This window comes from Arthrobacter sp. Leaf141, assembly GCF_001424565.1.
Classification (GTDB): Bacteria; Actinomycetota; Actinomycetes; order Actinomycetales; family Micrococcaceae; genus Arthrobacter.
Genome location: NZ_LMOL01000045.1, coordinates 108,476 through 134,308, shown reverse-complemented (window position 1 = coordinate 134,308; position 25,833 = coordinate 108,476). Strand labels below are relative to the sequence as shown.

Here is a 25,833-nt window from a genome sequence, read left to right as displayed (position 1 = left end):
AATAGTTTCAGGCCGCGAAGTGGCGGCAGCAACTGAAGGAATCTTCTTATGGACGCTGTGGAAGGCCGGGACGCTTACGTCGTCGGCGTGGATTATGGGACCCTTTCGGGCCGCGCCGTGGTGGTCCGCGTGCGGGACGGCAAGGAACTGGGCAGCGGTGTATTCGACTACCCGCACGCGGTGGTCACCGACGCCCTGCCCGCAAGCACCGGCGGATCCGCCAGGCTTCCCGGCGAGTGGGCCCTCCAGGTCCCCAACGACTACCGCGATGTCCTGCGCAACGCCGTCCCGGCAGCCGTGGCCGACGCCGGGATCGATCCGGCCGCCGTCGTCGGAATCGCCACTGACTTCACTGCCTGCACCATGGTGCCCACCAAGGCCGATGGCACGCCCCTGAACGAGGTGGCCGGTTTCGCCAACCGGCCACACGCCTACGTGAAGCTCTGGCGGCACCACGCGGCCCAGCCCCAGGCGGACCGGATCAACCAGCTCGCCGCGGAACGCGGCGAGGCCTGGCTGCCGCGCTACGGCGGACTGATTTCCTCGGAATGGGAATTCGCCAAGGGCCTGCAGCTGCTGGAAGAGGACCCCGGGGCCTACGCCGAGATGGACCACTGGGTGGAAGCCGCCGACTGGATCGTATGGCAGCTCTGCGGCCAGTACGTCCGCAACGCCTGCACCGCCGGCTACAAGGGGATCTACCAGGACGGCCGCTACCCCTCCGGGGACTTCCTGGCCGCCCTCAACCCCGGGTTCGAGGACTTCGTCAGCACCAAACTCGAACACACCATTGGCCGGCTGGGTGACGCCGCCGGCTACCTCACCGCCGAAGCTGCGGCCTGGACCGGACTGCCGGAAGGCATCGCCGTGGCCGTGGGCAACGTTGACGCCCACGTCACCGCGCCCGCAGCCAGGGCCGTTGACCCGGGCCAGCTGGTGGCCATCATGGGTACCTCCACCTGCCACGTGATGAACGGCACCGAACTCCGCGAAGTACCCGGCATGTGCGGGGTGGTGGACGGCGGCATAGTGGACGGGCTCTGGGGCTACGAGGCAGGCCAGTCCGGCGTTGGCGACATCTTCGGCTGGTTCACCAAGCACGGCGTCCCGCCGGCCTACCACCAGGCCGCCGCGAAGGCCGGCCTGGGCATCCACGAATACCTCACCGAACTGGCCGCCGCACAGGCCATCGGCGGGCACGGGCTGATCGCCCTCGACTGGCACTCCGGCAACCGCTCGGTCCTGGTGGACCACGAACTCTCCGGCATCGTGGTGGGCCAGACCCTCGCCACCAAGCCCGAGGACACCTACCGGGCACTTCTTGAAGCCACGGCCTTCGGCACCCGCACCATCGTGGACGCCTTCCGGGACTCCGGAGTACCCGTCAAGGAGTTCATCGTGGCCGGCGGCCTGCTGAAGAACCGGCTCCTGATGCAGATCTACTCCGACGTCACCGGCCTGCAGCTCTCCACCATCGGCTCCACCCAGGGCCCGGCCCTCGGCTCAGCCATCCACGCCGCCGTGGCTGCCGGAAAGTACCCGGACATCCGCGTGGCCGCCGCCGCCATGGGCGCCGAACCCGGCGAGGTGTACACCCCGATCCCGGAAAACGTGGCTGCCTACGATGAGCTGTTCCAGGAATACCGGACCCTGCACGATTACTTCGGCCGCGGCACCAACAACGTGATGCACCGGCTCAAGGCCATCCAGCGGCGGGCTGCCGGCCCGCTCCCGGCAGCCGGGGCGGACACTGAGGAAGTTGCCGGGGTGAACGCATGAGCGCCGCCGGAATCCTGGACGCCATTGCCAAAGTCCGCGCCGACGTCTGCACCCTGCACGCCGAGCTGACCCGGTACCAGCTGGTGGTCTGGACGGCGGGGAACGTCTCCGCGCGGGTCCCCGGCGAGGACCTGATGGTCATTAAGCCTTCCGGCGTCTCCTACGACGGGCTGGCCCCCGAGCTGATGGTGGTCACCGACCTTTACGGGGTGCCCGTGGCTGGCAACGCCGGGGCGGAATGGGGCAACCCGGCGCTGTCGCCGTCGTCGGACACGGCAGCGCATGCCTACGTCTACCGGCACATGCCGGAGGTGGGCGGCGTGGTCCACACCCACTCCACCTACGCCACCGCCTGGGCCGCCCGCGGCGAGGCGATCCCGTGCGTACTCACCATGATGGGTGACGAGTTCGGCGGGTCCATCCCGGTGGGCCCGTTCGCGCTGATCGGCGACGACTCGATCGGGCAAGGCATCGTGGAGACCCTCCGCGGCTCCAGCTCCCCGGCCGTGCTGATGCAGAACCATGGCCCGTTCACCATCGGCAAGGACGCCACCTCGGCCGTGAAGGCAGCCGTGATGTGCGAGGAAGTGGCACGCACCGTGCACATCTCGCGGCAGCTCGGCGAGCCGGTGTCCATCGACCAGGGCCACATCGACTCCCTTTACGCCCGCTACCAGAACGTTTACGGCCAGTAGTGGCCCGGCACCAACTTCCAGGAGAATCCATGTCCAACGCAGCAAGCACCTCCCTCAACGGCTTTGAGGTCTGGTTCCTCACCGGCAGCCAGCACCTCTACGGCGAGGATGTCCTCAAGCAGGTGGCGGCCCAGTCCCAGGAGATCGCCAACCAGCTCAACGCCAGCTCTTCGGTGCCGGTGCGGATCGTCTGGAAACCGGTCCTGACCGATTCCGACGCCATCCGCCGGACCGCGCTGGAGGCCAATTCGAACGATTCGGTCATCGGCGTCACCGCCTGGATGCACACGTTCAGCCCCGCCAAGATGTGGATCCAGGGCCTGGACCTGCTCCGCAAGCCGCTGCTGCACCTCCACACGCAGGCCAACCGGGACCTGCCCTGGGCGGACATTGACTTCGACTTCATGAACCTCAACCAGGCCGCCCACGGCGACCGCGAGTTCGGCTACATCCAGTCCCGCCTGGGCATCGCCCGCAAGACCGTGGTGGGGCACGTCTCCAACCCCGAGGTGTCCCGGCAGGTGGGGTCCTGGCAGCGCGCCGCCGCCGGCTGGGCCGCCGTCCGCACCCTCAAGCTCACCCGCTTCGGCGACAACATGCGCAACGTCGCCGTCACCGAAGGCGACAAGACCGAGGCCGAGCTGCGCTTCGGCGTCTCGGTCAACACCTGGTCCGTCAACGAACTCGCCGACGCCGTCCACGGGGCAGCGGAGGCCGACGTCGACGCCCTGGTGACGGAATACGAGGAGCTTTACGATGTGGTCCCGGAACTCCGCGCAGGCGCGGCCCGGCACGACTCGCTCCGCTACGGTGCGAGGATCGAACTTGGGCTGCGCAGCTTCCTGGAAGCCAACGGGTCCGCGGCGTTCACCACGTCCTTTGAGGACCTGGGCGCCCTCCGCCAACTGCCCGGCCTGGCCGTCCAGCGGCTGATGGCCGCAGGCTACGGCTTCGGCGCCGAGGGTGACTGGAAGACAGCCATCCTGGTCCGCGCCGCCAAGGTGATGGGCGGGGACCTCCCCGGCGGAGCCTCCCTGATGGAGGACTACACCTACCACCTGGAGCCGGGCTCGGAGAAGATCCTCGGCGCGCACATGCTGGAGGTCTGCCCGTCGCTGACCGCTGCCAAGCCCCGCCTGGAAATCCACCCGCTGGGCATCGGCGGCAAGGAAGATCCCGTCCGCCTGGTGTTCGACGCCGATGCCTCCGCCGGCGTCGTCGTCGCCCTGTCCGACATGCGCGACCGGTTCCGCCTGGTGGCCAACGCCGTGGACGTGGTGCCGCTGGACCAGCCCCTGCCCAACCTGCCCGTCGCCCGTGCCCTCTGGAAGCCCCAGCCGGACTTCGCCACCTCCGCCGTGGCCTGGCTCACGGCCGGCGCCGCGCACCACACGGTGCTGTCCACGCAGGTAGGGATGGACGTGTTTGAGGACTTCGCCGAAATCGCCAAGACCGAGCTGTTGACCATCGATGAGGACACCACCATCCGCCAGTTCAAGAAGGACCTGAACTGGAACGCCGCGTACTACAAGCTCGCCGGCGGGCTTTAGGGTCCGGTTTCGGCCCGGACGCCTAGCACCTCACCGGTGTGAGAGCGTCCGGGTGTCCGGCCAGTCGGCCAGGATCTCCGCGGCCACCATGGCTCCGGCGTTGTGCAGGTCGAGGGCCAGCTGCAGGCTCCTGCCGGCAAGGACCGCAAACGCGCGCGCCGCCGCAATCGCCGGCAGGGGAAACGCGGCGGGATCCGGCACAAAGAAAACCAAGGCGGCCGAAGCGCCCGGCCTGAGCCTGAGCCGGACCGCCAGCATGCTGCCGAACCCCGCCCCGGCCAGGCGGGTGGAGTAGCCGGGCCAGCGGATGTCGGCGGCACCCTGCAGGACCACCACCGGCGGCCCACCGGCCAGGACCTCCGCCACCGGCCCCTCGCCCGTTCCCGTTCCGGCGGCGGTGGCGGGAACGCCCCGGTCCAGCAGCGCCGCGGCCCTGGCTGACGTGCCGTGGCGGGCAACCGGACGGCCGGACCCGCTTACCACCAGTCCGCAGTCGAGCGCCGTCACGGACGCGGGATGAGCGGAAGATCCACCACCAATTTCCAGGATCACGGCGCGGGCAGCAGCCGCCACCAGCAGCTCGATGGAGCCGGTTAGATCATCGGCATCCGCCACCGGGTCCAGGAGCGCTTCCATGCGCTGGACGTCCGTGACGGTTGGGGCCGGACGAAAAAGAGGGCCGGCGACGGCTGGGGGAGAAGCCTCGGTCTCAAAGGCTTCCTCGTCGCCGGCCCCGTTCAGTACCCGGGCCAGATGGTCCGGGAAATCTGCGCGTACGTAGTGAGTCTGAATGGACCCCACACCCCCTCGTGAGCCAAGTACTCAGGCTGGGGAAACATCCCTGCCCTGAGATAGAACCTAATGCGGTATCCGGCGCCGGTGAATGGGTAAGCGGTACTCGACTTTGCTGCGGGGGACTACTTGGTCCGTGCTCCGCCGGGCAGTGCTTGACTCCGCGCCGGGGACCGTCAACAATATTTCTATAACGTTGTAAAACACAGACAAGGAAGTTTTTTCGTGACCACAGCAGACCAGTCCGCAGCGAAGATCACCATGGATCCCGCGTTCGCGGTGGGACCCGTCCGGCGGCGTACCTTCGGATCCTTCGTCGAACACCTGGGCCGGTGCGTCTACACCGGCATCTTCGAACCGGAGCACCCCACGGCGGACGAGGACGGCTTCCGCGGCGATGTCCTGGACCTGACCCGCGAGCTGGGCGTCTCCACCATCCGCTACCCCGGCGGAAACTTTGTCTCCGGCTACCGCTGGGAAGACGGCGTGGGCCCGGCCGGCCAGCGTCCCGTGCGGCTGGACCTGGCCTGGCACTCCACGGACCCCAACCTGGTGGGTGTGGACGAATTCGCCAAGTGGTCCGCCAAGGCCGGCGTTGAACCCATGATGGCCGTCAACCTGGGTACCCGGGGGACCCAGGAAGCCCTGGACCTGCTCGAATACTGCAACATCGACGGCGGAACGGACTTCTCCGAACAGCGCCGGAGCAACGGCGCCCCGGAGGGTTACGGCATCAAAATGTGGTGCCTGGGCAACGAAATGGACGGTCCCTGGCAGATCGGACACAAAAACGCGCAGGAATACGGCCGGCTGGCGGCCGACACGGCCCGCGGCATGCGAATGATCGACCCGGACCTGGAACTGGTTGCCTGCGGCAGCTCAGGCCCCACCATGGACACGTTCGGCGAATGGGAGCGGGTGGTGCTCACTGAAACCTACGACGTAGTGGACCTGATCTCCGCCCACATGTACTTCGAGGACTTCGGCGACCTGCAGGAACACCTGGCCTCCGGGCACCGGATGGAAACCTTCATCCGCGACATCGTCAGCCACATCGACCACGTGAAGTCGGTCCGGAAGTCCAGCCGCCAGGTCAACATCTCCTTCGACGAGTGGAACGTCTGGCACATGAGCCGCGACGAATCCAAGGTCCCCACCGGCAAGGACTGGCCCGTCGCCCCCGTCCTCCTGGAGGACACCTACACCGTGGCCGACGCCGTGGTGGTAGGCGACCTGCTGATCACCCTGCTCCGCAACACGGACCGCGTCCACTCGGCCAGCCTGGCCCAGCTGGTCAACGTCATCGCCCCCATCATGACCGAGCCGGGCGGCCGCGCCTGGAAGCAGACCACGTTCCACCCGTTTGCGCTGACGTCCCGGCACGCAGCCGGCACCGTGCTGCAGCTCGCCGTCGAATCCCCGCTGGTCAGCGGCGGAAAAACGGCCGACTTTGCCGCCGTCTCAGCCGTTGCCACCTACGACGCGGACAAGGGCGAGGCGGTGGTGTTCGCCGTCAACCGCTCCGCCACTGACGCGCTCAGCCTGGACGCCGTTGTGTCCGCGCTGGGGAACGTGAGCGTGGTGGAGGCGCTGACCTACACCAACAAGGACCCGTACTGGCAGGCCACCGCTGACGATTCCACCTCGGTGCTGCCCGCGGAAAACGTCACGGTCAAGGCCGACGGCGGCCGGCTCACGGCAGAGCTGCCCGCCGTGTCCTGGTCCATGATCAGGCTGTCCGTGGGTTCCTGACCCGGCACTGCACGGCCCGGCGCAGGCGTCCTCATGACGACGGCGGCCGCAGGTGGGAGGATGGACGGCATGGAGCTGCACATCACGGGGGATCCCGCCGCGGACAAGTTGTTGAGTGAGGACGCTTTTGCGTTGCTGACCGGAATGCTGCTGGACCAGCAGGTCACCATGGAATCCGCGTTTGCCGGGCCGGAAAAGATCCGGACCCGCCTGGGCTCGGTGGAACCGGCGGCCATCGCCGCCCACAACCCTGAGGCTTTTGTGGAGCTCTTCAAGGAACGCCCGGCTGTGCACCGGTTCCCCGGCTCCATGGCCGGCCGCGTCCAGGCGCTGGCGGAAGCCGTGCAGGGCGAGTGGGGCGGGGACGCCACCAATATCTGGACCCAGGACGGTCCCGACGGCGCAGAGGTGCTCCGACGGCTCAAGGCGCTGCCCGGATTCGGTGAGCAGAAAGCGCGGATCTTCCTGGCGCTGCTGGGTAAACAGTGCGGGCTTTCGGCGGCCGGGTGGCAGGAGGCTGCGGGCCATTACGGTGAGGCAGGTTCCTACCTTTCCGTGGCTGACATTGTGGATCCGGAATCCCTGGTCAAAGTCAGGGCCAGCAAGCAGGCCGCCAAGGCCGCAGCGAAGGCCGCCAAAGCCTGAGGACAGTGCCCGGGATGGGTGCCGGGCTGCCACTGTTGCGGCGGATTCGGTGCGGGCCCGCCGGTTCTGCAACGATGTATCCGGAACGCGGCAGGATCACACGAAGGAGCCCTTGATGGCGGTCACCATGAACGACGTTGCACGGGCGGCCGGTGTTTCGCTGAAAACTGTCTCCAACGTGTTGAACGACTACGAGTTCATCAGGCCCGCCACGAAGCAGCGGGTCGAGGATGCCATTGCCGAGCTGGGCTACGAAGCCAACCTCACCGCCCGGAGCCTGCGCTCCGGTAAGACCTCCATGCTGGGCCTGGTCCTGTCCGACCTTTCCGCGCCGTACTACGCGGAGCTGGCCTCCCGGCTGATGACGGCAGCCTCCCGGCGCGGCTACCGCGTCCTTGTGGAGCAGTCGGGCGCCGGGCAGGCCGCGGAACGCAAGGCCCTGCAGGGCCCCTTCCGGCAACTGACGGACGGCCTGTTGTTCACGCCGCTGGCGATGGACGCGGACGACATCTCCGCCCGGGTGGGCACCAAGCCCCTGGTGATGCTGGGCGAGCACGTGGTGGATCCGCGCTTTGACCTCGTGACCATGAAGAACCAGGAAGCCGCCGCCGCCCTCACCCGGCACCTGCTGGCGGGCGGCCGCCGCCGGATCGCCGTCCTCGGGGCACACGCGGACGAGACTGCCGGCGGTGGCGGGCTGCGGCTGACCGGCTACCGGGAAGCCCTCGCCGAGGCGGGTGTCCCCTTCGACCCCGCGCTTGTCACCAAGGGCGACTGGCGCCGCGACGCCGGGGCAGCCGCCGTGGCAGGCCTGCTGGATGCCGGGGTGGAGTTCGACGCCGTGTTCGGGCTGAACGATGCACTGGCCCTCGGCGCCATGCACGAACTGCTGATCCGGGGCGTGCGGGTGCCGCAGGATGTTGCGGTGGCAGGCTTCGACGACATCGACGAGGCCCGCTTCGCGTCACCCTCCCTGACCACCGTCTCGCCCGGCATGGACGAGATCGCCGAGCGGTCCATCAGCCTGCTGCTGGACCGGATCGGCGGGACCGAAACGGCGGCGTCCGGAGTCCACGTCGAGGCTGCGTTCGAGCTGAAGATCCGGGAATCTGCGCCCTAGCCGGGCCCTGGAGAGCGGCCCATTACACGCCTGAAACGTCCCCGAAACCTTTGACACTTAGTGTGGTGCCACCCACAGGCCGTTGAAGGGAAGTCCATGCATCTGATGCCGCGTGAGCAGGAGAAGCTCCTGATCGTGGTGGCCGCTGACCTGGCCCGGCGGCGCCAGGGCCGCGGACTCAAGCTCAACCATCCCGAAGCCGTGGCCATCATCAGCTACGAGCTGATCGAAGGGGCCCGGGACGGCCGCACGGTGGCCGACCTGATGAGCTACGGCACCACACTGCTGCGCCGGGAGGACGTGATGGAAGGTGTCCCGGAGATGATCCATGACGTGCAGATCGAGGCCACCTTCCCGGACGGCACCAAACTGGTCACCGTCCACGACCCCATCCGCTGAAGGGCACCGCCATGATTCCAGGAGAGTACATCCTCCGGCCTGAGCCGGTCACAGCAAACGCCGGCCGGGATGCGGTGGAGGCGCAGGTGGTCAACACCGGCGACCGGCCGGTCCAGGTTGGCTCGCACTTCCACTTCGCCGAAGCCAACGCCGCCCTCACCTTCGACCGCACGGCAGCATACGGCCGCCGCCTGGACATCCCCGCCGGCACCGCCGCACGGTTCGAACCCGGGGACTCCCGGACCGTCCGGCTGATCGCCCTGGCCGGCGCACGCGAGGTGTTCGGGCTCAGCAACGCCGTCAACGGCCCGCTCGACGGCGGCCGGCCCGGAACCGTGAAGGAACCCGCATGAGCTTCGAGATTCCCCGCCGGCAATACGCCGACCTGTACGGGCCCACCACCGGCGACCGGATCCGCCTGGCGGACACCGAACTGTTCCTCGAAATCGAGCAGGACCGCACCGTTTACGGCGAGGAGGTGGTGTTTGGCGGCGGGAAAGTGATCCGCGACGGCATGGGCCAGAACGGCCAGGCCACCCGCGATGAGGACGTCCCGGACACCGTGATCACCAACGCCGTGATCCTGGACAGCACCGGAATCTACAAAGCGGATATTGCCCTCAAGGACGGCCACATCCTCAAAATCGGCAAAGCCGGCAACCCGCAGATCACGGACGGCGTGGACATTGTGATCGGCGCCAGCACCGAGATCATCGCCGGGGAACGGAAAATCCTCACCGCCGGCGGCGTGGACACCCACATCCACTTCATCTCCCCGGACCAGGTCCCCACCGCCCTCACCAGCGGCGTGACCACCATGATCGGCGGGGGCACCGGCCCGGCCGAAGGCACCAAAGCCACCACCGTGACCCCCGGTAAATGGCACATCCAGCGGATGCTGCAGGCGTCGGAGGGACTGCCCATCAACATCGGGCTGTTCGGCAAAGGCCACGCGTCCGCCGTCGAACCCCTCGCCGAGCAGATCCGGGCCGGCGCGATCGGGCTGAAAGTCCACGAGGACTGGGGCTCCACCACATCCTCCATCGACATGTCACTCACCGTTGCGGACCAGTACGACGTCCAGGTGGCCATCCACACCGACACCCTGAACGAATGCGGGTTTGTGGAGGACACCATCCGGGCCATCGGCGGCCGGGTCATCCACACCTTCCACACCGAAGGCGCCGGCGGCGGCCACGCCCCCGACATCATTAAAATCGCCGGCATGCCCAACGTCCTGCCCGCCTCCACCAACCCCACCCTGCCGTACACCCGCAACACCATCGAAGAGCACCTGGACATGCTGATGGTGTGCCACCACCTGAACCCGGACATCCCGGAGGACGTGGCCTTCGCCGATTCCCGCATCCGCGCCGAAACCATTGCCGCCGAGGACGTGCTGCAGGACCTGGGCGTCTTCGCCATCACCTCCTCCGACTCGCAGGCCATGGGCCGGGTGGGCGAGGTGATCACCCGCACCTGGCAGGTGGCGGACAAGATGAAAAAGCAGCGCGGCGTGCTCAAGGACCCCGCCGGCGGAGTCCACGGCGCCGCTGCGGGCCTGGGCGCGGAAAGCGACAACTTCCGGCTCAAGCGTTACGTGGCGAAATACACCATCAACCCCGCCATCGCCCAGGGCATCGCCGACTCCGTGGGTTCCGTGGAGGAAGGCAAATTCGCTGACCTGGTCCTGTGGGATCCAGCATTTTTCGGCGTCAAACCTGAACTGGTCCTCAAAGGCGGGCAGATTGCCTATGCCCTGATGGGTGACGCCAACGCCTCCATCCCCACCCCTCAGCCGCGCACCATGCGGCCCATGTTTGCCACCTTCGGGAAAGCCCTGCAGCAGTCCTCCATCACCTTCCTGTCCCAGGCCGCCATCGACGCCGGCGTCCCCGCGGAGCTGGGCCTGGAAAAGGTCATCCGGCCGGTCTCCGGCATCCGCACCCTCACCAAAGCCGACCTCAAGTACAACGACGCCACCCCCGACATCCAGGTGGACCCGGAAACGTACCAGGTGACGGTCGACGGCGAGGACGTCACCTGCGAGCCCTCCGACGTGCTGCCCATGGCGCAGCGATACTTCCTCTTCTAACCCCGGGAGCCCCCGCATGATCATCGAAAAAGTCCTCGGCAACCTGCACGAACTCCCCGACCCACACACCTACGCCGGCCTCCACCACGAAAAAGTGGTGCTGCCCAGCGCACAGCTGGTCAAACGCATCCAGCGCGCCACCACCGACCACGGCAAGGAACTCGGCATCCGGCTGCCCTCCGGATCCGGGGACCTGCGCGACGGCGACATCCTGCACGTCTCCGGCAACAACCTGATTGTTGTCTCCGTCCTGCCCACCGACGTGCTGGTCATCGCACCCCGCACCCTCCACGAGATGGGCGTGGTGGCCCATTCCCTGGGCAACCGCCACCTCCAGGCCCAGTTCTTCGACTCGACCTCCGACTACGCGGCCGAGGTCATGGTGTGCGCCTACGACCACACCGTCGAGGACTACCTGCTCCACGTCGGCGTGCCCTACTCCCGGCAGGAACGCGTTCTGCCCGTGCCATTCCGCCATGCTGAGCACAGTCACTAGGTTCGGCGCCTTGTTGGGTGCGCTACGGGGTGTGGGGGGCTGTGCTGCTTCGGCGGGAGATAGGGGCCGTGCCCGTCCCCAGCCGCTCCCAACCCTCGCAAGCTCGGGTCGGGGCCCTCGCGGCAGTGGGCCCCCCGCGGTGCCCGCCACGCCGCGGCCCCTATCTCCCGCCTCCGCCGATCCGATTGGTCACCCATCGCCGGGGTACCCATCGTGACTTATCAGCTGGCTCTGCAGCAGCTTACTGACTCTGCGCTTCCTACTGGGGCTTTTGCCCACTCACTGGGGTTTGAGAGCTATGTCGACGCCGGGCTGGTTGCTGATGAGGCTTCTTTTGGGGCCTGGCTGGGGGCGTTTATTTCACAGTCGCTGACTTATTCCGATGGGTTGGCCATCCGGTTTTTGTATGAGGGGTGGAATGTTGCGGAGTTGGATTCGCTGTTGTCCGCTTCGCTGCTGCCGCGGCAGGTCCGGGAGGCCAGCGCCAAGATGGGCGGCCGGCTTCTGGAAATCGGCGGCGAAATCTTTCCTTCCGCTGAACTGGCGCTGTACCGGGACCTGGTGGGCGGCGGCCGCGCGGTGGGGCACCAGCCGCTGGCGTTCGCCGTCGTCGCCCGCTCCCTGGACGTGCCGCTGGCGGAGGCGCTGGCCGCCTACCTTTTCGCCACGGTGACGTCGCTGACGCAAAATGCCGTCCGCGCCATCCCGCTGGGCCAGAACGCCGGGCAGCGGCTCCTGCGGGAGGCGGCCGACGGCGTTGCTGCCGCCGTCGAACGCGTCAAGCACCTCACACCTGACGACTTCGGCGCCGTCAGTCCCGGCCTGGAAATTTTTCAAATGCGGCACGAGCGTCAACGTGCCCGGATGTTCATGAGCTAGCAGGAGGAAACCCATGAGTGAACCCATCAAAATCGGCATCGGCGGACCGGTGGGCGCCGGCAAAACCCAGCTGGTGGAGCGCCTCACCCGGCACATGAGCGGCGACATTTCCATGGCCGCCATCACCAACGACATCTACACCATCGAGGACGCCAAAATCCTGGCCGCCAACGGCATCCTCCCCGTGGACCGCATCATCGGCGTGGAAACCGGCGGCTGCCCCCACACCGCCATCCGCGAAGACACCTCCATGAACACCGCGGCCATCGAGGAGCTCAAGGCCCGCCACCCCGACCTGCAGGTCATCTTCGTTGAATCCGGCGGTGACAACCTCTCCGCCACCTTCAGCCCCGAACTGGTGGACTTCTCGATCTACATCATCGACGTGGCCCAGGGCGAAAAGATCCCCCGCAAAGCCGGCCAGGGCATGATCAAGTCCGACCTCTTCATCATCAACAAAACCGACCTGGCCCCCCACGTCGGCGCGGACCTCAACGTCATGGAGCGGGACTCCCGCGAGTTCCGCGGCGCCAAACCCTTCTGCTTCACCAACCTCAAAACCGACGAAGGCCTGGACGCCGTCATCGAATGGGTGCGGCGCGACGTCCTGATGCTCGACCTCGCGACATGAGCACCGGCAGTTCCGTCGTTGACTCACCTTGGGCGGCGCCCGCGGATGAAGGGCGCCGTGCCCGCTCCGCGGTGCCCGCCACGCCGCGGCCCCCTTCATCCGCGGCCGCTAAGCGCCCGGCGAGGGGTCAACTGGAGCTGGGCATCGAGATGCGCGGAGGAAGGTCGATCGCGTCCAGTCAGTACCATCGAGGTGCTCTTCGCGTGTTGCGGCCGCATTACCTTGATGGCTCCGGGCAGGTTTGCTACGTCGTTGTGAATCCTGGTGGGGCTTACCTTGGGGCTGACCTATTTTTGCTGGATGTTGAGGTCCGGGCCGGGGCTGATCTTTTGCTGACCACTCAGTCGGCTACCAAGGTTTACCGGACTCCCGGGTCGTTTGCCGAGCAGCGGATGGCCGTGCGGCTGGGGGAGGGCGCCAGGCTGGAGCTGATGCCGGACCAGCTGATCGCCTACCGCGAGGCCAGCTACCGGCAACATTCCGCGTTTACGGTCCGGCCGTCGTCGGCCCTGGTGATGGCCGAGGTGGTGACCCCTGGCTGGTCGCCGGACGGCGCCGCGTTCGGCTACGAGGAAGTCCGGCTCCGGAACGAGGTGCGGGTCCTGGCTGACGACGGCGGCTTGGAGCTTCTGCTGCTCGATAACCTGTTGATCCAGCCGCCGGCACGCGACGTCACGGGCCTGGGCTTTATGGAAGGCTTCAGCCATCTGGGCTCCCTGGTGGTGGTGGACGCACGGGTTGACCAGGCGCTCGCCGACGAGCTGCACCTGCGCACCGCCGGGTTCGACGCCTTGGCCGGTGTCTCACTCACCCGGACCGTGGCGGGAACCACGGGCCTGGTGCTGCGGGCCTTGTCTGACAGTACCGGTGAGCTCAACCGGCTGCTCGCTGCCTGCACCAACCTGCTCCGTGCGCGCTGGCACGGACAGGAACCCCTGAACCTGAGGAAGCACTGATGACCGCCATGACCCACCTCGCCACCTTCTACCGCGAGCGGGAAGCCCTGCCCATCCGGACCCGGCTGATGTTTACCTTCGGCGCCGTGGCCCTGCTTCATGTTGCCGCCGTTGTGCTGTTGCTGGTGGGCGGCGGCGGCGCGCCCGGCGGGCAGGTCCTCACCTTGGGCCTGCTGCTCACCGCCTACCTGGCCGGCGTCAAGCACAGCTACGACTGGGACCACCTGGCTGCGATCGACAACTCCACCCGCAAGTTCGTGGCGCAGCGCCAGGACCCGGTCAGTGTCGGCTTCGCGTTCAGCCTGGGACACAGCTCGGTGGTTACCCTTGCGGGGATCCTGGTAATCGCGGGCGCCGCCGCGGTGGGCGAATCCATGCAGGAGGGGACAACCGGCAACCTGGTGCTCGGGTTGATCGGGAGCGGCGTCTCGGGCCTGTTCCTGCTGGCCATGGGCCTGTTCAACGGATCAGCGTTCACCCGCTCCGCGCGCGCCTACCGCAGGGCCCGGGCCGGGGGCGCCATCGAGGCGCGCGACCTGGAGCCCGCGGGCCTCGTGGCGAAGCTCCTGGCCCGGCCGCTGGCCAGGGTGCGGCGGCCACGGAACATCTACGTGATCGGATTCCTGTTCGGGCTGGGGTTCGACACCGCCACGACCATCGGGTTGCTGATGATGACCACTGCCGCGTCCCTGGCCGGGGTACCACCCATCGCCCTGCTGGCCCTGCCGCTCGCTTTCACGGCCGCGATGACCCTCTGCGACTCCCTCAACGGAGTGGCGATGATGCGGATGTACCGGTCCGCGCTTGATGACCCGCAGCGCAAACTGGGTTTCAACGCCGCGGTGACCGGCATTTCAGCCGTCTCGGCCCTGTTCATCGCCGTGATCACGCTGGGCGGCTTCTTCGACGCCGCGTTTGCCCTGGACGATCCGCTGACCGGATGGCTGGGGTCGATCGACCTGGGCGAAGCGGGCCTGCTCCTGGTGGCCCTGCTGCTGGCCGTGTGGGCTGCGGCGGCGTTGCTGGGCCGCTCCGGAAACTCCCCGGCCGCCGGGCTCAGGCCGCCATCCCATCCTTGACCTGGGAGCGGTGCTGCCGGGTGGCCGCTGCCTGCCGGGGTGCCGACCGGCGCAACGTGACCCGGCCGCCGTCAGGCACTGTCGCATCCGCCACCAGGTGCACGCCGTGCCCGATCAGCACTCCAGCGCCGATCCGGGAGTGGCTGCCCACGTGTGCCCGGTTCCCGACAATCGACCCCTGGCCCACACGGACGCCGGCGCCCACCACGGCCCGGTCGCCGATCTCAGCGTCCCGGCCGATCCAGCTGCCGGCGCCGATCCTGGCGCCCGATCCCACGCGGGCGCCCTGCTCCACATAGGCCATGGCGCCGATGTGCGCGCTTTCGGCCACCATCGCGCCGGGCGCAACAAGCCCGCCGCCGTTGGCATGCCGGGCGTACCGGGTGATCTTGCCGGCGTCGTCTTCCACTGATTCAAATTTGGCGTTCATGTACTTCCTTGTCCATTCAATGGCGTACCAGACTCTCAGTTAACGGTCCGGAACCGTGAAGGATTCCCGGGACGGCAACGTTTTCCGGTGTCCGGCCCCACGGCGGGGGGTCTGTGTTTCCTGCGACGGGCTTCCTAGACTGGAGCCATGATCACTGTTGCCGGAAGCGTTGAAACCAAACTGTCCGCGGATAAGGCCTTTGCCTTCCTGAGCGAGTTCGAGAACACCAGCCAGTGGGACCCCAGCACGCCGGTCATGGACAAGCTGACACCCGGCCCGGTGGCAGTGGGCCACAAGTACCACGCAGAGGCCGAGTTCCGGGGAAAACGGCAGTCACTCGAGTACGTTGTGATTGAACTTTCCGCAGGCCATATCAAGCTCCGCGGCCACAACAAGACCGTCACCGCACTGGACACCATCGAGGTCCGGCCCGCCGGCACCGGGTCCGTGGTGGACTACAAGGCCGAGTTCAGCATCAACGGCCCGGCCAAAATCATCCAGCCACTCCTGAAACCGGCATTTATGTCGCTCCGGGACCCGGCGCTGGACGGAATCCGGGACAAACTCAACTCACTGGCCGGTGCCTGAGTCCCGCTGAGCCGGGCCGGTTAACCGCCGGGCCGCTTAACCTTCCAGTTGCCCGGCGGTCGCCGCCTCGAAAAATTCGCGGATCTCCCGGCGCGGGTCGATCGCCACGCTCACGTCGGCATCCAGGACCACGGTGGCGCGCTGGGCGCCGTATTCCGGCCACTCCGCTCCGGGCAGCACCGGGATCCCCGTCGCGGCGAAGGCTGCCCACGCGGAGCTCATCGTGTCGCCAAGGGCCTGCGGTGCCGTGCCCCTGGTGAGGAATGCCGACTCCGGTGAGTTGAGGTGCCGGAACACAAAGGCGATCTCCAACGCATGGCAGGAGCCCAGCCGGCCGCCCATGGCAGGGCTGGGCCAGGTAAACAGGTACGCATGGTTCCGGCCAGGGACAGTGCCGGCCGCAGCACTGCCGGCCCACTCCTCCCGGGCGGCCAGCAGGCGGTTGCTGGGCTGGCGGTACACCGAGTCCGCGATGGCAGCCTCCAGCAGCACCTTCCCGTCGGATGCTGGTGCAGCGCCGGGGGCCGCGGCATGGACCCGGCCCAGCGCTTCGGCGTAGCCCGCGGCATGGGCACGCGGGATTCCCGCGCCGGCCAGAACGGATGCCACCCGATCAGTGAACGCGGGTCCGGCCGGGTTGTCGGGCCGCAGTTGCACACTGAAGGAGCCTTCATTCAGGTTGGTCCCGATCAGCAGGTCAACCCCGCCGTTCAGCCCGGCCCGGACCGCCTCCAGCGGCGGCCGCGGCAGGGCCGGCGTGCCCACCGTGGGCTGGAACGGCAACGGCACGGCATATGACGACGCTGCCGTGCGCTGCACCAGCTTTTCCTGCGCGGCAAGGAGCTCCGCCACCGGAAAATCCAGCAGTCCGGCAGCGGACCCGCTGTCCAGGCCGCACAAGGACAGGAATTCCGTGGTGAGCCGCGCGGAATCCGCCGGGGTGCGGTACCGCTCGGCCGTGCCGCTCTGCATCACGGCCCGCCGGAAAAGACCGTCCGACGCCGGCATGCCCAGCACGGTGCCGATGGCTGCGGCGCCCGCGGACTCGCCAAAGACGGTCACGTTCTGCGGGTCGCCGCCGAAACCGGCAATGTTCCGGCGCACCCAGCGCAGCGCTGCCAGGATGTCCAGCAGGCCAACGTGGGACGAATCGGCGTACTCAGGGCCCAACAGCTCCGGCAGATGCAGGAAACCCAGCGCACCCAGCCGGTAGTTGACGGCCACCACAACGGCACCCGCGGCGGCAGCCAGGGCGCCGCCGTCGTACATGGCATCGCTGTTGGCGCCGCTGAGGTAAGCGCCGCCGTGGACCCACACCAGCACTGGTCGGTCAGACCCGGCCCCGGATTCCGGCGTCCACACGTTGAGGTTGAGGCAGTCCTCGCTCCAACGCCTGGGCGTGGAGCCCGGCGGTGCCTGCAGGTCGGGGTTCTGCGGCGCGGCGGGGCCGGGGCCGGCAGCGTCCCTGATGCCCGGCCAGGCAGGGGCGGGAACAGGCGGACGGAAACGCTGCCCGCCGGTGGGCGCGGCGTAGGGAATTCCGAGGAACCGGTGGACCAGGGTGCCGTCCACAGTGGCGGTGGTGCCTTGGACAGTTCCCTGCTGCGTGTGGGCAAGCTTCATGGGTGCCACGTTACGGGGTGGCCGCGGGTAGGGTGGAGTCACCGTTTGGCAGTGAGCGGCCATAGTGATGTGGCTTTCCTTAAAGACGGAGGGGAAAAATTCTTGGCTGACGCCGAATGCCCGGACAGCGGGCTGTTTGCTGCTGTGGCGGCGCATGTGCAGGACCTGGTCCTTGCCGACACCGATGCCGAGGGCCTCCTCGCAGCTGTCGCCGGTCATGCGGCCACCGCGCTGGGGACCCCGGAGTGCGGCCTCTGGTGCGGGATCAGCCTGGCCCGCCCCAAGAAGCCCCTGGTGGTGGTGGGAAGCGATCCGCGCGCCCGGCTCCTGATGCTCCTGGAAGGCAGGAACGGCGACGGGCCGGGGGTGGACGCGGACCGTTCAGGCGCCGGCGTCCTGAGCCCGGACCTGTCCCTGGAAGAGCGGTGGCCCGATTATGCCGGCGCGGCCCGCCGGCAGGGGATCGCTTCTGTCCTCTGCCTGCCACTGCAGCTCGACGACGACGCCACCGGCTTGGTCAGCATCTACAGCAGGCGCCGGGATGGGTTCGCCGACGGCGGCTTTGAGCGGGCCGAAGGTTTTGTGGCCCAGGCATCCAAGGGCCTCACCCTGGCGCTGCGGATGACCAAACTGCGCGAGACCCGTGACGGCATGAGCGCCGCCATGAAGTCCCGCACCGTGATTGACCTTGCCACCGGCGCCATCATGGCCCAGAACAAGTGCGACCAGGATTCGGCGTTCCGGGTGCTGCTGAACGCCTCCAACAGCCGCAACCTGAAACTCCGGGACGTTGCGGGAGCGGTCATCACCTCAGTGGCAGGTGAAGGCCGGGTCATTACCTACTTCGACGAGTAGGGATCCTGGAAATCCGTGGGGCGGCCGGCCAACGGGAAATCGCTGAGCGGCACCCTGCCCAGCAGGCTGTTGGCTGCGCAGTGCTCGTTGATGGCCTGCGCCAGGGCGTCCCTGTCCTTGGCGGGCAGCTTCAGGTTCCCCGCCAGGTAGGACCGGAGGTCCTGTTCCGGGGCATCGCCACCCAACGCGATGTATTCCAGCCAAAGGTGCGTCGGATCCAGGCCGTGTTCGGTGATGACACCGCCGGTCAGTACCTGCTGGTCCGCCTCATCCATGGTCCCGTCCTCAGTCTTGGAAAGTATAGATCGCAAGGCATTCGGAGCGGACGGGCCGATGGATGGGTGGACTTCCAAACTTTTTTCAGACCGGCTGCGATACTTGGTCCTGGGCCATCCGGCCCAGCCAGCGCGCGCTTTCCTTGGGGGTGCGTTGCTGGGTGGTCCGGTCCACGGCAATGAGGCCGAACTTGGGCCCGTACCCGAAAATCCATTCGTAGTTATCAAACGCTGACCAGGCGATATACCCTCGGACATCGATCCCGTCCGCGAGGCAGGACGCTACCCCGGCCACCGCGGTTTCTAGGTATGCCACCCTCTGGGCGTCGTCATCGGTGGAGAGCCCGTTCTCCGTGACGATCACGGGAACCCCTGCCACCCGGGCAGCCTCCCGGATGGTGGCTTCGAGAGCCTGCGGATAAATTTCCTCACCGCTTTGGTTGGTCGGGGCGCCGGCCGGAGCCGGCGCCAGGCCCCCGGCGCTGAATACCGTCCGCCCGTAGGTCTGGATCCCCACAAAGTCGTCGCCCCGCGAGGCCAGCAGGAAGCGTTCGTTGACGTCCCGGCGCACCTGGTCGGCCCGTTCGGCGCCGCCGTCCACGGACTGGATGTCCGAGTTGGCAAGGGTCCAGCCCACCAGCAGGTCCGGCCGGTGGGCCTTGATGGCGGCCGTTCCGGCCCGGTGCGCGGCGACGCCCACCTCGAAGGCCGCCTCAGAGGCTGCGAACTGGAAGTAGGAGACCTGCTCCGCCGGGATGCCCAGCTTTTCGCCGGCAGAGACCCACATGGGCAGGGAACCGCGCTGCCCGGGGGCTGCCACGGGAAGGCCGAAGTTGGCCAGGAGGGGGCCGAGGTTGGGTTCGTTCAGGGTGCAGGCCACGCCGATCAAATCACCCAGGTGGGCCATGACCCGGTCGCAGTAGCGGGCAAAGAGTTCAGGGGTGCGGGAGTCCTCCCAGCCACCGGCCTGCAGCAGCCACCGGGGGGAGGTGAAGTGGTGGAACGTGACCACCGGTGTGAGGCCGTGCTCGTGGCAGGCCAGCAGGACCCGCCGGTAGTGCTCCAGTTCCGCGACGGAAAAGAGCCCTTCGGCGGGTTCAATCCGGGCCCATTCCAGTGAGAAGCGGTAGCTGGTGAAGCCCAGCCCGGCGATCAGGGCGATGTCCTCACGGTAGCGGTGGTAGTGGTCGATCGCATCGCCGGACGGCTCCGCGAAGGACGTTCCCGGCAGGTGTTCCAGGAACCAGGCGTCGCTGTTGACGTTGCCGCCGTCCACCTGGTGGCCGGCGGTGGCTACGCCCCAGAGGAAGTCCTGCGGGAACTGGGATTGGGTGGCCATGTTGATCCTTTCGTAAGGGGCGCCCGCTGACGGGCGCCGGGCGTCGCTGCCCTTTTATCCATCCTCCGGCCCGGCGTGACCGGCGCCACAATACATTTTCAATCAATGACATTCTCATGTCCGCGGGAATTCGCTGCGGCTGATCCTTGAGGGGAGCCAGGCAGCTGCCGGCACACCACATGTTTACTTTCTCCGTTGTCCAACACGAATGCGAAGGCGCACCAATGAGACTTCAGACCACCAAGAGCCGGGGGAGCGCCGCCGTCCTGGCCGGCGCCCTGCTGATGGGTTCCCTGGCTGCCTGTGGCGGCGGCACCCAGACTGCCAACACGGCCGTTGACAAAACCACCCTGACCATCGGCGTGGAGAGCGACTCCGCGTCGTTCGGCTACGACCCCATCCGGGTGGCTGACGCCCAGCGTCAGTTTATGGAAGGACTTTACGACACCCTCCTGGACCTGCAGCCGGACGGCTCCGCCGGCCCCGGCCTGGCGTCCGCCTTCGCCTACAACGCGGACAGCACGGTGCTGACGCTGACCCTCAAGGAAGGTGTCACCTTCACCGACGGCTCCACCCTGGACGCCGCCCTGGTCAAGGCAAACCTGGACCGCCGCACGGACGCCGCGTTGAGCACCTACTCAGCCATCGCCAAGGGCGGGGCGCAGGAAATCAGCAGTGTCGACGTCGTCAGCCCCACCCAGGTGGCCATCACCTTCGCCAAGGCCCAGCCGGGCTTCGAGAAGAACCTGACCTCCACCATGGGCATGATCGTTGGCAAGACGGGCGTGGCCGACTCCGCCAGCTTGGCCACCAAGCCGGACGGCTCCGGCCCCTACACCCTTGATGCCAGCACAGTTAAGGGCAACAAGTACGTGCTGGTCAAAAACGACAAAAATGCCGACGCCGCCGATTACGCCTACAACAAGATCGTCTTCAGCGTCATCCTGGACCCGCAGGCCCGCGCCAACGCACTGGTCTCCGGCCAGGCCGACGTCGCCCAGCTGACCTCTCCCACGGTGGACTTCGCCAAGTCCAAGGGCGTGGGGGTGTCGCAGATCGGCGGCACCGTCCAGACCATGATTTCCTTCGACAAGACCGGCAAGACTGCTCCCGCCTTCGCGGAGGAGAAAGTCCGGCAGGCCATTCAGTACGCCATCAACCGCAAAGCCCTGGTGGACGCGCTCCACAAGGGTGACGTCCCGGCCTGGAACGCTTTGCCCAAGGATTCCGCCGGCTTCACCACGGAGCTGGATACCCGGTTTGCCTACTCCCCGGAAAAGGCCAAGAGCCTGCTCGCGGAAGCCGGCTACGCCAACGGCTTCGAGTTCACCATCATCGCCGGCGCCCAGACCCAGACCGACCTGCAGGCCATCCAGAAGGACCTCGCTGCCGTGGGCATCACCATGAACGTGAAGATGGCCGCCTCCACGGACGAGGCATTCGCCGCCGTCGCCACCACCCCGCTGGGCTACGCGCCGCTGACCTGGGACAACCCGCTGGGCCTGATGTACGGGGCCATCCTGAACGGCTTCACCAACGTCCAGAAGGCCACCGATGACCAGCTGTCCGCCGCCACCGGAGAGGTTGCCGCTGCCAAGGACGACGCTGCCCGGAAGACGGCACTGACCAAGCTCAACACCCGCCTGGTGGAGTCCGGCTGGATGATCCCGCTGTTCGAGTCCCTCTCCAATTGGGGCTACAACACCAAGAAGGTCTCGGAAGTGGAGTTCGCAGGCTCCAACTCCTACCCGCTGCTCTCGTCCTTCAAGCCCACCAACTGACACAACCCCGCCGGGCGCGGCTTCTGCGGAAGCCGCGCCCGGCCTGACCAACGGAGGTCACCATGGCATTGTTCGTCGCCAAGCGCCTGTTGATGGCGCTGGCCACCGTGCTGGTGGTTGCGGTACTGGCATTCCTGCTGGTGCACGCGATGCCCGGCAGTCCCGGAGCGGTTTCGCTGGGCGCCGGCGCCTCACAGGAAGCCATCGATGAGGTGAACCAGCGCCTCGGCTGGTCCGATCCATTGTTCAGCCAGTTCTTCCGCTGGCTGGGGGACGCGGTTCAGGGCAACCTGGGCACCTCGCTGATTGACGGCCGGTCCGTCAGTGCGGACCTGGCGTCCCGCCTGCCGGTCACCGCTTCCCTCGCCGCCGGCGCCACACTGCTCAGCGCCGTCCTGGGCATCGCTTTGGGCGTCACAGCCGCCGTCCGCGGCGGCCTGCTGGACCAGCTGATCGGCGGGTTTGTAGGGCTCCTCGTGGCCCTGCCGGCGTTCTGGATCGGCATCATCTTTGTGTACCTCTTCGCCGTCCAGTCCTCAGTCTTCCCCGCCACCGGCTACGTCCCGTTCGAGGTTTCCCCGCAGGACTGGGCGCTGTCCCTGGCCCTGCCGGTCATCACCCTGGCCGTGGGCGGGGCGGCGTTCATCGCCCGGCAGACCCGGGCCTCCATGCTCGAGGCGCTGCAGCAGGAACACATCCGGACGCTCCGCGCCACGGCCACGCCCACCTGGAAAATCCTCTATGTCCACGCTTTGCGCTACGCCTCGCTGCCCATCGTGGCCGGGATCGCGCTGCAGTTCATCGGCCTGTTCGGCGGTTCGGTCATCGCCGAGCAGCTGTTCGCCATGCCGGGCCTGGGCCAGGCCGTCCAGACCTCCGTCAGCACCCACGACGCCCCCGCCGTGCAAGGCGTGGTGGTGATCGCCACCGTGGTGGTGGTCGCCGTCAACCTGGTGCTGGAACTCGCCACCAAGTTCCTCGACCCGAAGTTGCGTGCCTCATGATCCCCAACGTTGCCCCCGCCCCAGCAGATTCCACCGCGACGCCGGCCCTTGCCCCGGCGGGCACCCCCGGAAAGGCAGCCCTCACCAGGTTCTCCCGGCACCGGCTTTTCGCCTCGCCGGGCGCCGTGGCCGGGCTCATCTGGCTGGCCGCCATAGTGGCCGCCTCCCTGACGGCGCCGCTCTGGCTGCCGTTCCGGACCGAGGACCAGGATTTCACCGCCGTCCTGTCCGGCCCCACCGCCGCGCACTGGCTGGGCACCGACGAACTGGGCCGCGACATCCTCAGCCGCATTTTCGCTGCCGCCGCCGGCACCCTGGGGACCTCAATGATCACGGTGCTGGTGGGCGTCGGCCTCGGGACCATCCTTGCCATGGCCGCGGCCGGGGCGGGCGACCGCGCCGAGGCGGTCATCAGCCGCGTCACGGAAGTCATGATGTCCCTGCCGGGAACCGTCATCATCCTGGCAGTGATCGGCGCCGTGGGCACCAACATCCCCCTCATCATGGCCATCCTGGGTGTCCTGATCTCCGCCGGCATCTACCGGGTGATGCTGGGCCAGGCGAAGTCCCTGCAGTCCCAGCTCTATGTGGATGCCGCCAAGGTGGACGGCATGGGTGCCCTGGGCATCAGCCTCCGCCACGTGTTCCCGGGCCTGGTCAACACCATTGTGGTCCAGGCCGCGCTGATCTTCGCCGTCGGCATGCTCATCCAGGCAGGCCTGGCGTTCATCGGCTTTGGCCCGCCCATCCCCGAGCCCAGCTGGGGCGGCATGATCCAGGGCGCTTCCCAGCACGTCTACGACGCGCCGTGGATGATGGTCCCCACCGGCGTGGTGCTGGCACTGACAGTACTGGCCGCCAACGCGATCGGCAACGCCCTGGGCAAGGCGCCCAACGCGGCCGCCTCCCACCTGCCCTCCGCCGCAGCGCGCCGTCAACGGGCCAAGGCAGTGTCCGCCGCGGGCGCCGCCGACGCGCCGGACGGCCTGGCGAAGGGCCTGCTCAGCGTCCGCAACCTCTCCGTAGGTGTGGACAACGGTGTCCGCCTGGTCACGGACGTCTCCTTCGACGTCGAGCAGGGCACCGTCCTGGGCCTGGTGGGCGAATCCGGTTGCGGCAAAACCATGACCGCGCTGGCGCTCCTGGGCCTGCTGCCCTCCGGCGTATCTGCAGCCGATGGCCGGATCCTTTGGAACGGCATGAACCTTGCCGCCGCCACGGACAAGGAAATGGAAGGCATCCGCGGCCGGGACATCGCCCTGATCTCGCAGGAACCCATGCGGGCGCTGGACCCCATGTTCACGGTGGGCTACCAGCTCACCGCCACCATCCGGCGGCTCCGGGGCATGGGCCGGAACGCTTCCCGCGCCGAAGCCCTCAGCCTGCTGGAGAAGGTGGGCATCGTGGACGCCGCCGGGATCCTGAAAACCTACCCGCACCAGATCAGCGGCGGCATGGCCCAGCGCGTTGCAATCGCCCTGGCCCTGGCCGGGAAACCCCGGCTGCTGGTGGCAGACGAGCCCACCACCGCCCTGGACGTCACCGTCCAGGCCGAGATTCTCTCCCTGCTCCGGGGCCTGGTCAAGGAAACGGGGATGTCCGTGGTGATGGTGACGCACGACCTTGGTGTGGTGGCGGACATCTGCGACCAGGTGGCAGTGATGTACGCCGGCCAGGTGGTGGAAAACGGCCGGACGGCCGACATCCTCGATGACCCGCGGCACCCGTACACCCTCGCGCTGCTCGCCGCCGACCCGCACGCCAACCACACGGACATGCCCGAGCGCCTCGCCACGATTCAAGGCCAGGTCCCGCAGCCCAAGGACTGGCCCTCCGGCTGCCGCTTCGCGGCCCGCTGCCAGTTTGCCGGCTCGGCGTGCCTGGCTCCGGTTCCGCTGCTGTCCTCCGGAACCGGCTCGGGCCTGGTCCGGTGCGTCAAGGCGGACGAACTTGCCGTCGAAGGCCTGGACTGGGTGGCCACCGACGTGGCACCCCACCGGCTGCTGGACCTGACCCCGGAACAGCTGAACGTCACCGAAAAGGACCTGGCATGAGCATTGAAACACCGGCCCGGCCCGGCACCACCACGGCGCCCATGCTGGCGGTCAAGGACCTTGTGGTCCGCTACGGCCGCGGCCGGAAAGCCGCGGCTTCCCCCGCGGCCGTGGACGGCGTCAGCTTCGACATCGCGCCCGGCGAAACCGTGGGCCTGGTGGGGGAGTCCGGCTCCGGAAAGTCCACCATCGGCAAAGCCATCCTGGGCCTGCAGAAGGTCTCCGGCGGATCCATCGCCTACCAGGGCACGGACATCACGGCCGCCGGGCCCGGCCAGCGCCGCGCGCTTGGCGGGGAACTCCGGGCCGTCTTCCAGGACCCCAACTCGTCCCTGAACCCGCGCAACACCGTGGGCGCTTCCCTGATGGAACCACTCAAGCTCCGCGGCGCCGCAGCGGCGGAGGCCCGGAGCAAGGCGGAAGACATGCTGGAACGTGTTGGCCTGCCGCGGGACGCGGTGGACCGGTACCCCAGCCAGTTTTCCGGCGGCCAGCGCCAGCGGATCTCCGTGGCCCGGGCCCTGATCTGCGATCCCAAGCTGGTGGTCTGCGATGAGGCCGTCAGCGCGCTGGACCTTTCCACCCAGGCCCAGGTGCTGAACCTGCTCGCGGACCTCAGGGACGAGCGGGGCCTGAGCTACCTCTTTATTGCCCACGACATCGCCGTGGTCCGGTTCCTCGCCGAACGGGTGGTGGTCCTCTACCGCGGCCAGGTGATGGAAAACGGCCCCGCCGATGAGGTCACCGGCAACCCGCGGCACCCCTTCACGCAGGCGCTTGTGGCGGCTTCGCCCGTACCCCGCCCCGCCGAACAGGCCGCCCGCCGCGAGGCTCGCGAATCCCTGGGCATCCGGACCGGCGCCGCAGCCACCCCAGCCCCCGGCGGGTGCCCGTTCCGGCTGCGCTGCCCCCTCGCCACGGATCTTTGCCGCGACGAACGCCCTGCCCTGCGCCGGGTGGGCGGCGCGGACGTAGCATGCCACTATGCCTGAACACCTTTTTCCACCCGCACTTTC

Annotated in this window: 25 protein-coding genes; 20 read left to right on the top strand and 5 right to left on the bottom strand. The window is 67.8% G+C overall.

From position 1 onward, the window contains the following. The first annotated feature begins 48 nt into the window (after window positions 1-48). The 3 genes from araB to araA are packed head-to-tail and all read left to right on the top strand — an operon-like array spanning window position 49 to window position 4,024. Window positions 49-1,779 (top strand): ribulokinase, encoded by a 1,731-nt coding sequence (araB, locus tag ASF72_RS19240; protein WP_056601600.1) that lies wholly within the window; start codon window positions 49-51, stop codon window positions 1,777-1,779. Further along, window positions 1,776-2,474 carry an L-ribulose-5-phosphate 4-epimerase gene (locus ASF72_RS19235; protein ID WP_050684203.1) on the top strand — a complete coding sequence of 233 codons (699 nt, stop codon included), beginning with the start codon at window positions 1,776-1,778 and terminating at the stop codon, window positions 2,472-2,474. Before araB ends, ASF72_RS19235 begins: the two co-directional genes overlap by 4 nt. A 29-nt stretch (window positions 2,475-2,503) precedes the next feature. Continuing rightward, on the top strand, window positions 2,504-4,024 hold the full coding sequence (araA, locus tag ASF72_RS19230) for an L-arabinose isomerase (protein WP_056601598.1): 1,521 nt from the start codon (window positions 2,504-2,506) through the stop codon (window positions 4,022-4,024). 30 nt (window positions 4,025-4,054) lie between these two features. On the opposite strand, the gene ASF72_RS19225 is transcribed toward araA, so the two are convergent. After that, the gene (locus tag ASF72_RS19225; protein WP_056601595.1) at window positions 4,055-4,660 is read right to left on the bottom strand and encodes a hypothetical protein; all 606 of its coding nucleotides are present in this window, start codon (window positions 4,658-4,660) and stop codon (window positions 4,055-4,057) included. 417 nt (window positions 4,661-5,077) lie between these two features. Between ASF72_RS19225 and arfA the strand changes: the two genes are divergently transcribed. The 11 genes from arfA to ASF72_RS19170 all read left to right on the top strand — a co-directional run bounded on the left by arfA (window position 5,078) and on the right by ASF72_RS19170 (window position 14,868). Continuing rightward, window positions 5,078-6,568, top strand: a complete 1,491-nt coding sequence (gene arfA / locus ASF72_RS19220; protein WP_056601767.1) for an arabinosylfuranosidase ArfA — start codon at window positions 5,078-5,080, stop codon at window positions 6,566-6,568. Between the two features lie 60 nt (window positions 6,569-6,628). After that, window positions 6,629-7,213, top strand: coding sequence for an HhH-GPD-type base excision DNA repair protein (locus ASF72_RS19215; RefSeq protein WP_050684206.1), 585 nt, complete (start codon window positions 6,629-6,631; stop codon window positions 7,211-7,213). 115 nt (window positions 7,214-7,328) lie between these two features. Further along, on the top strand, window positions 7,329-8,333 hold the full coding sequence (locus ASF72_RS19210; protein WP_056601592.1) for a LacI family DNA-binding transcriptional regulator: 1,005 nt from the start codon (window positions 7,329-7,331) through the stop codon (window positions 8,331-8,333). A 96-nt stretch (window positions 8,334-8,429) separates the two neighbouring features. Continuing rightward, entirely contained in the window at window positions 8,430-8,732 is a 303-nt protein-coding gene (locus tag ASF72_RS19205; protein ID WP_050684208.1) for an urease subunit gamma, read from the top strand. Between the two features lie 11 nt (window positions 8,733-8,743). After that, entirely contained in the window at window positions 8,744-9,085 is a 342-nt protein-coding gene (locus ASF72_RS19200; RefSeq protein ID WP_050684209.1) for an urease subunit beta, read from the top strand. Continuing rightward, window positions 9,082-10,827 (top strand): urease subunit alpha, encoded by a 1,746-nt coding sequence (gene ureC, locus ASF72_RS19195; RefSeq protein ID WP_056601590.1) that lies wholly within the window; start codon window positions 9,082-9,084, stop codon window positions 10,825-10,827. Before ASF72_RS19200 ends, ureC begins: the two co-directional genes overlap by 4 nt. Before the next feature lie 16 nt (window positions 10,828-10,843). Continuing rightward, window positions 10,844-11,323 carry an urease accessory protein UreE gene (ureE, locus tag ASF72_RS19190; RefSeq protein WP_050684211.1) on the top strand — a complete coding sequence of 160 codons (480 nt, stop codon included), beginning with the start codon at window positions 10,844-10,846 and terminating at the stop codon, window positions 11,321-11,323. Window positions 11,324-11,533: 210 nt separating this feature from the next. Beyond that, window positions 11,534-12,202, top strand: coding sequence for an urease accessory protein UreF (locus ASF72_RS19185; RefSeq protein WP_056601587.1), 669 nt, complete (start codon window positions 11,534-11,536; stop codon window positions 12,200-12,202). A 13-nt stretch (window positions 12,203-12,215) separates the two neighbouring features. Continuing rightward, window positions 12,216-12,833, top strand: coding sequence for an urease accessory protein UreG (ureG, locus tag ASF72_RS19180; RefSeq protein ID WP_050684213.1), 618 nt, complete (start codon window positions 12,216-12,218; stop codon window positions 12,831-12,833). Then, the gene (locus ASF72_RS19175; RefSeq protein ID WP_082484588.1) at window positions 12,830-13,789 is read left to right on the top strand and encodes an urease accessory protein UreD; all 960 of its coding nucleotides are present in this window, start codon (window positions 12,830-12,832) and stop codon (window positions 13,787-13,789) included. The genes ureG and ASF72_RS19175 overlap by 4 nt, the downstream gene beginning before the upstream one ends. Continuing rightward, complete coding sequence (locus tag ASF72_RS19170) at window positions 13,789-14,868, top strand: HoxN/HupN/NixA family nickel/cobalt transporter (protein WP_056601581.1); 1,080 nt, start codon at window positions 13,789-13,791, stop codon at window positions 14,866-14,868. The genes ASF72_RS19175 and ASF72_RS19170 overlap by 1 nt, the downstream gene beginning before the upstream one ends. Here the strand turns inward: ASF72_RS19170 and ASF72_RS19165 are convergent. Beyond that, the gene (locus ASF72_RS19165; RefSeq protein WP_050684215.1) at window positions 14,846-15,298 is read right to left on the bottom strand and encodes a DapH/DapD/GlmU-related protein; all 453 of its coding nucleotides are present in this window, start codon (window positions 15,296-15,298) and stop codon (window positions 14,846-14,848) included. The genes ASF72_RS19170 and ASF72_RS19165 overlap by 23 nt on opposite strands. Window positions 15,299-15,445: 147 nt before the next feature. Between ASF72_RS19165 and ASF72_RS19160 the strand changes: the two genes are divergently transcribed. Beyond that, window positions 15,446-15,886 (top strand): SRPBCC family protein, encoded by a 441-nt coding sequence (locus tag ASF72_RS19160; RefSeq protein WP_056601578.1) that lies wholly within the window; start codon window positions 15,446-15,448, stop codon window positions 15,884-15,886. A gap of 36 nt (window positions 15,887-15,922) precedes the next feature. On the opposite strand, the gene ASF72_RS19155 is transcribed toward ASF72_RS19160, so the two are convergent. After that, window positions 15,923-17,509: a carboxylesterase/lipase family protein gene (locus tag ASF72_RS19155; protein ID WP_056601575.1), complete on the bottom strand. Its 1,587-nt coding sequence runs from the start codon at window positions 17,507-17,509 to the stop codon at window positions 15,923-15,925. Window positions 17,510-17,611: 102 nt separating this feature from the next. Here ASF72_RS19155 and ASF72_RS19150 point away from each other — a divergent pair, with 102 nt between their 5' ends. Beyond that, window positions 17,612-18,364 carry a GAF and ANTAR domain-containing protein gene (locus ASF72_RS19150; protein ID WP_050684275.1) on the top strand — a complete coding sequence of 251 codons (753 nt, stop codon included), beginning with the start codon at window positions 17,612-17,614 and terminating at the stop codon, window positions 18,362-18,364. Here the strand turns inward: ASF72_RS19150 and ASF72_RS19145 are convergent. After that, window positions 18,349-18,639, bottom strand: a complete 291-nt coding sequence (locus ASF72_RS19145) for a hypothetical protein (RefSeq protein ID WP_056601572.1) — start codon at window positions 18,637-18,639, stop codon at window positions 18,349-18,351. The genes ASF72_RS19150 and ASF72_RS19145 overlap by 16 nt on opposite strands. 85 nt (window positions 18,640-18,724) lie before the next feature. Then, the gene (locus tag ASF72_RS19140) at window positions 18,725-19,978 is read right to left on the bottom strand and encodes a glycoside hydrolase family 1 protein (protein ID WP_056601569.1); all 1,254 of its coding nucleotides are present in this window, start codon (window positions 19,976-19,978) and stop codon (window positions 18,725-18,727) included. Between the two features lie 224 nt (window positions 19,979-20,202). Here ASF72_RS19140 and ASF72_RS19135 point away from each other — a divergent pair, with 224 nt between their 5' ends. From ASF72_RS19135 to ASF72_RS19120, 4 genes are all read left to right on the top strand, one after another. After that, the gene (locus ASF72_RS19135) at window positions 20,203-21,759 is read left to right on the top strand and encodes an ABC transporter substrate-binding protein (protein ID WP_056601567.1); all 1,557 of its coding nucleotides are present in this window, start codon (window positions 20,203-20,205) and stop codon (window positions 21,757-21,759) included. Between the two features lie 62 nt (window positions 21,760-21,821). After that, entirely contained in the window at window positions 21,822-22,763 is a 942-nt protein-coding gene (locus ASF72_RS19130; RefSeq protein ID WP_056601564.1) for an ABC transporter permease, read from the top strand. Beyond that, window positions 22,760-24,817, top strand: coding sequence for a dipeptide/oligopeptide/nickel ABC transporter permease/ATP-binding protein (locus ASF72_RS19125; RefSeq protein WP_056601561.1), 2,058 nt, complete (start codon window positions 22,760-22,762; stop codon window positions 24,815-24,817). Before ASF72_RS19130 ends, ASF72_RS19125 begins: the two co-directional genes overlap by 4 nt. Beyond that, window positions 24,814-25,809: an oligopeptide/dipeptide ABC transporter ATP-binding protein gene (locus tag ASF72_RS19120; RefSeq protein ID WP_056601558.1), complete on the top strand. Its 996-nt coding sequence runs from the start codon at window positions 24,814-24,816 to the stop codon at window positions 25,807-25,809. Before ASF72_RS19125 ends, ASF72_RS19120 begins: the two co-directional genes overlap by 4 nt. Window positions 25,810-25,833: the final 24 nt, after the last annotated feature.

Bases quoted from the DNA above. Each gene is read 5' to 3' on its own strand.
- ASF72_RS19210 (WP_056601592.1), top strand. From the start codon at position 7,329: ATGGCGGTCACCATGAACGACGTTGCACGGGCGGCCGGTGTTTCGCTG.
- ureE (WP_050684211.1), top strand. From the start codon at position 10,844: ATGATCATCGAAAAAGTCCTCGGCAACCTGCACGAACTCCCCGACCCA.
- ureC (WP_056601590.1), top strand. From the start codon at position 9,082: ATGAGCTTCGAGATTCCCCGCCGGCAATACGCCGACCTGTACGGGCCC.
- ASF72_RS19225 (WP_056601595.1), bottom strand. From the start codon at position 4,660: ATGGAAGCGCTCCTGGACCCGGTGGCGGATGCCGATGATCTAACCGGC.
- ASF72_RS19200 (WP_050684209.1), top strand. From the start codon at position 8,744: ATGATTCCAGGAGAGTACATCCTCCGGCCTGAGCCGGTCACAGCAAAC.
- ASF72_RS19160 (WP_056601578.1), top strand. From the start codon at position 15,446: ATGATCACTGTTGCCGGAAGCGTTGAAACCAAACTGTCCGCGGATAAG.
- ASF72_RS19125 (WP_056601561.1), top strand. From the start codon at position 22,760: ATGATCCCCAACGTTGCCCCCGCCCCAGCAGATTCCACCGCGACGCCG.
- araA (WP_056601598.1), top strand. From the start codon at position 2,504: ATGTCCAACGCAGCAAGCACCTCCCTCAACGGCTTTGAGGTCTGGTTC.
- ASF72_RS19155 (WP_056601575.1), bottom strand. From the start codon at position 17,509: ATGAAGCTTGCCCACACGCAGCAGGGAACTGTCCAAGGCACCACCGCC.
- arfA (WP_056601767.1), top strand. From the start codon at position 5,078: ATGGATCCCGCGTTCGCGGTGGGACCCGTCCGGCGGCGTACCTTCGGA.
- ASF72_RS19170 (WP_056601581.1), top strand. From the start codon at position 13,789: ATGACCGCCATGACCCACCTCGCCACCTTCTACCGCGAGCGGGAAGCC.
- araB (WP_056601600.1), top strand. From the start codon at position 49: ATGGACGCTGTGGAAGGCCGGGACGCTTACGTCGTCGGCGTGGATTAT.
- ASF72_RS19135 (WP_056601567.1), top strand. From the start codon at position 20,203: ATGAGACTTCAGACCACCAAGAGCCGGGGGAGCGCCGCCGTCCTGGCC.
- ureG (WP_050684213.1), top strand. From the start codon at position 12,216: ATGAGTGAACCCATCAAAATCGGCATCGGCGGACCGGTGGGCGCCGGC.
- ASF72_RS19120 (WP_056601558.1), top strand. From the start codon at position 24,814: ATGAGCATTGAAACACCGGCCCGGCCCGGCACCACCACGGCGCCCATG.
- ASF72_RS19175 (WP_082484588.1), top strand. From the start codon at position 12,830: ATGAGCACCGGCAGTTCCGTCGTTGACTCACCTTGGGCGGCGCCCGCG.
- ASF72_RS19130 (WP_056601564.1), top strand. From the start codon at position 21,822: ATGGCATTGTTCGTCGCCAAGCGCCTGTTGATGGCGCTGGCCACCGTG.
- ASF72_RS19215 (WP_050684206.1), top strand. From the start codon at position 6,629: ATGGACGGCATGGAGCTGCACATCACGGGGGATCCCGCCGCGGACAAG.
- ASF72_RS19145 (WP_056601572.1), bottom strand. From the start codon at position 18,639: ATGGATGAGGCGGACCAGCAGGTACTGACCGGCGGTGTCATCACCGAA.
- ASF72_RS19235 (WP_050684203.1), top strand. From the start codon at position 1,776: ATGAGCGCCGCCGGAATCCTGGACGCCATTGCCAAAGTCCGCGCCGAC.
- ASF72_RS19165 (WP_050684215.1), bottom strand. From the start codon at position 15,298: ATGAACGCCAAATTTGAATCAGTGGAAGACGACGCCGGCAAGATCACC.
- ASF72_RS19205 (WP_050684208.1), top strand. From the start codon at position 8,430: ATGCATCTGATGCCGCGTGAGCAGGAGAAGCTCCTGATCGTGGTGGCC.
- ASF72_RS19140 (WP_056601569.1), bottom strand. From the start codon at position 19,978: ATGGCCACCCAATCCCAGTTCCCGCAGGACTTCCTCTGGGGCGTAGCC.